At 68.2% G+C, this 3,355-nt stretch carries 2 protein-coding genes; both read left to right on the top strand.

What is annotated here, in order from left to right:
• Positions 1-610 precede the first annotated feature (610 nt).
• Positions 611-1,732 carry a hypothetical protein gene (locus NCO8_RS31345; RefSeq protein ID WP_157104931.1) on the top strand — a complete coding sequence of 374 codons (1,122 nt, stop codon included), beginning with the start codon at positions 611-613 and terminating at the stop codon, positions 1,730-1,732.
• A 527-nt stretch (positions 1,733-2,259) separates the two neighbouring features.
• Positions 2,260-3,177 carry a hypothetical protein gene (locus NCO8_RS14995; protein WP_084457189.1) on the top strand — a complete coding sequence of 306 codons (918 nt, stop codon included), beginning with the start codon at positions 2,260-2,262 and terminating at the stop codon, positions 3,175-3,177.
• Positions 3,178-3,355 lie beyond the last annotated feature (178 nt).

Raw genomic sequence — 3,355 nt, 5'->3', positions numbered from 1 at the left:
GCGATAGGGGACCCTTATTTGGGTCCCCTATCGGCGTTTGTGGGGCAGAAATGTCCCCGGCACGCCAGGCGGACGATGCCCCGTTGTCCGCCCGTGGTTGAATTCTTTGCAGGCGGGGCCATGACAACTCTCCCCGGAGGCCGGGGAACCTAGAAAGGGATCGCCGTGTCGGAACACAACGACGGACGGAAGTCTTTCCGCCGGGACGGAGACGCCCGCGGTTTCGGCCGGCGCGGCGAACCGACCGACCGCCCCCGAGGCGGTCAAAGCGACAATCGTGGCTCGGCCGGCGGCTCCGGCCGCGGCGGCTACAACCGTGACGATCGCGGCGGTTCCGGCGACCGAGGCGGTTTCCGCCGCGACGACAGCGGCGATCGTGGGGGTTCGGACCGCAGTGGCTACCAGCGCCGCGACGACAGCGGCAAGGGCGGCTACCCCCGGCGCGACGACGCCGCACGCGGCGGTTCCGGTGATCGTGGTGGCTTCCGCCGTCGCGACGAATCCGACCGTCCCGCAGGCGGTTTCGACCGCGGTGGTGACCGCGGCGGCTCCCGTCGCAACGATGACGACCGCCCCCGTGGCGGTGGTGGATTCCGTCGCAACGAGGGCGATGACCGTTCGCGCGGCAGCTCGGATCGCGGTGGCGATCGCGGCGGCTTCCGACGTAACGAAGGCGACGATCGGTCGCGCGGTGGGTTCGATCGCGGCGGAGACCGTGGTGGTTTCCGTGGCAGCGATGACCGCCGAAGCGGTGGTTCGGACCGTGGTGGCTTCCGACGTAATGAAGGTGACGATCGTTCGCGCGGCACCTCGGACCGCGGTGGGGATCGCGGCGGCTTCCGACGCAACGAAGGCGACGATCGGTCGCGCGGTAGTTCTGACCGCGGTGGTTTCCGCGGCAATGACGACCGTCGTGGTGGTTCCGACCGTGGCGGTTTCCGGCGCAGCGAGGGCGATGACCGTTCGCGCGGTAGCTCGGATCGCGGTGGCGATCGTGGCGGTTTCCGGCGCAACGAAGGCGATGACCGTTCGCGCGGTAGTTCGGATCGCGGTGGGGATCGCGGTGGCTTCCGACGTAACGAAGGCGACGATCGGTCGCGCGGTGGGTTCGATCGCGGCGGAGACCGTGGTGGTTTCCGTGGCAGCGACGACCGCCGAAGCGGGAGTTCGGACCGTGGTGGCTTCCGCCGCGAAGGTGATGACCGTTCGCGCGGTAGTTCGGATCGCGGTGGGGATCGCGGCGGTTTCCGCCGTAACGAAGGCGACGATCGTTCGCGTGGCTCGTCGGATCGCGGGGGCTTCCGTCGTAACGAGGGTGATGACCGTTCGCGCGGCAGCTCGGATCGCGGTGGGGATCGTGGTGGCTTCCGCCGTAATGAAGGTGATGACCGTTCGCGCGGCTCCTCTGATCGCGGTGGCGATCGTGGCGGTTTCCGTCGCAGCGAGGGCGGCGATCGTTCGCGCGGTGGATTCGATCGCGGTGGGGACCAGGGTGGGTTCCGACGTGGTGAGAGCGATGACCGTTCGCGGGGTGGCAGCTCCGATCGGGGTGGGTATCAGCGACGCGATGACGATCGTGGTGCCCGTCGCGACGACGACCGTGGACGCGGTGGGTTCAAGCGCAATACCGGGACCGGCGGTCGCGGTAAGTTCGTCGGCGAGGACGGCGCGCCCCTGGACGGCACCTACCGTGAGAAGCGGAAGGAACGCGAAGGCGATGTGCTCGGCGTGATCTCGGTGGGCGACGCCGAGGGCGTTCTGGCAGACCGCGTTGCCCAGGACGCGTCCACTGAGCAGGGCAAGTCGTCGACCGAACCCGTGGATTCCGGCGCCGCCGATTCCGGGCGTGAAGGGGCAGGCGGCCCGAGCGAGTCCGAGCACCGGAAGAGCTCGGACCACGACGACCAGCCGGGTGACTCCGGTGGCACTCGCTCCAAGCTCTCGGGCAACGACGACCAGGCAACTGGCTCGGGCGCCGACGATCGCCGTGCGAGCAACAGCCCGATCGGCGACATCGGTGGCAACACGAAGTCGCGCGGCTCGGACAACGCCGCGGAACCAGCGGTCGCCGATATCGACAGCTCGAACGCCGGCGAGAACGAGTCGGATCGCGCGAGCTCCGGACCTGACCGCGGCAACGATGATTCGGATCGTGACTCCGCTCGTGCATCGCGTGAGAGCGAGGATTCGGTCCGTTCCGACGATCGTTCGGACCGCGAAGACGTCGGCTCGGATCGTGGTGCAGACGACTCGAGCCGTGTGGATGACCGGGCACGCGGCGGCGACCGCGACGATGATCGCTCCAGTCGTGGGGGCTTCCGCTCGGATCGTGGTAGCGATCGTGCACCGCGTGGTGACGACCGTTCGGGCCGTGGTGGCGACCGCGGCGGGAGCGGTTACCGCGACTCGGGCGACAGCCGGTTCGACAACGATGATCGCCGTCGTGGCGGCGAGGGTGCTCGTGCCGCGGGCGGCAGGCCGACCGATCGTCGGGCTGCCCGTCCGGAAGAGCCCGATATCCCCGAGGACGTGCAGGCCTCCGATCTGGATCCGGCTGTGCGCCGCGATCTGCTGAGCCTGGACAAGAGTAATGCCGAGACCGTCGCTCGGCACATGGTCATGGCCGTCGAGCTGCTCGAAGACGATCCGCGCCTGGCGCTGGCCCATGCCAGGGCCGCCAGGCAGCGGGCGGGGCGCATCGCTGTCGTGCGTGAGACCGCCGGTGTGGTGGCCTACCACGCCGAGGAATGGGCCGAGGCACTGTCGGAGCTGCGGACCGCGCGGCGCATGTCGGGTGGGTCCGGGCTGCTCGCTGTGATGGCTGACTGTGAGCGTGGGCTCGGGCGGCCGGAACGGGCTATCGAGTTGGGGCGTAGTGAGGAAGCGCAGGCGCTTACCGGTGACGAGGCGACCGAGTTGCGGATCGTTGTTGCCGGTGCCCGGATGGATTTGGGGCAGTTCGATCAGGCTGTGGTGACGCTGCAGTCGTCGGATCTGAATCCGGCTCGTACGGGGTCGGCTGCTGCGCGGTTGTTCTATGCGTATGCCGATGCTCTTGTGGCTGCTGGGCGTACTGATGAGGGGTTGCAGTGGTTCCTCAATGCTGCGGCTGCTGATGAAGATGGTGAGACTGATGCGGAGGAGCGTGCTACCGAATTGACCGGTGGGGACGCTTAGTAGTTGGTTGAATGCGCAGCCGTCGGCTGGGGTCTGTTATGGGATTCCGGTCGGCGGCTGTTGCTGTGTGGGGTGTTGTCAGGCGCTTGGGGTAGTCGCGATGGTTGTGGTCGATGTGCGGGGTATCGGACTGGTTCCACTCGAGTGGTTCACCTACCGCGTTCCCGGCCGTGTGGAA

It is taken from the genome of Nocardia coubleae NBRC 108252 (assembly GCF_001612805.1).
GTDB classification, from domain to species: Bacteria; Actinomycetota; Actinomycetes; order Mycobacteriales; family Mycobacteriaceae; genus Nocardia; species Nocardia coubleae.
Note: the sequence above shows the minus strand (reverse complement) of the source record. Positions and strands in the feature narration are given on the sequence as shown.

Excerpts from the sequence above, each read along its gene's own strand:
- NCO8_RS31345 (WP_157104931.1), top strand. The coding sequence starts at position 611 with ATGACCGTTCGCGCGGCAGCTCGGATCGCGGTGGCGATCGCGGCGGCT.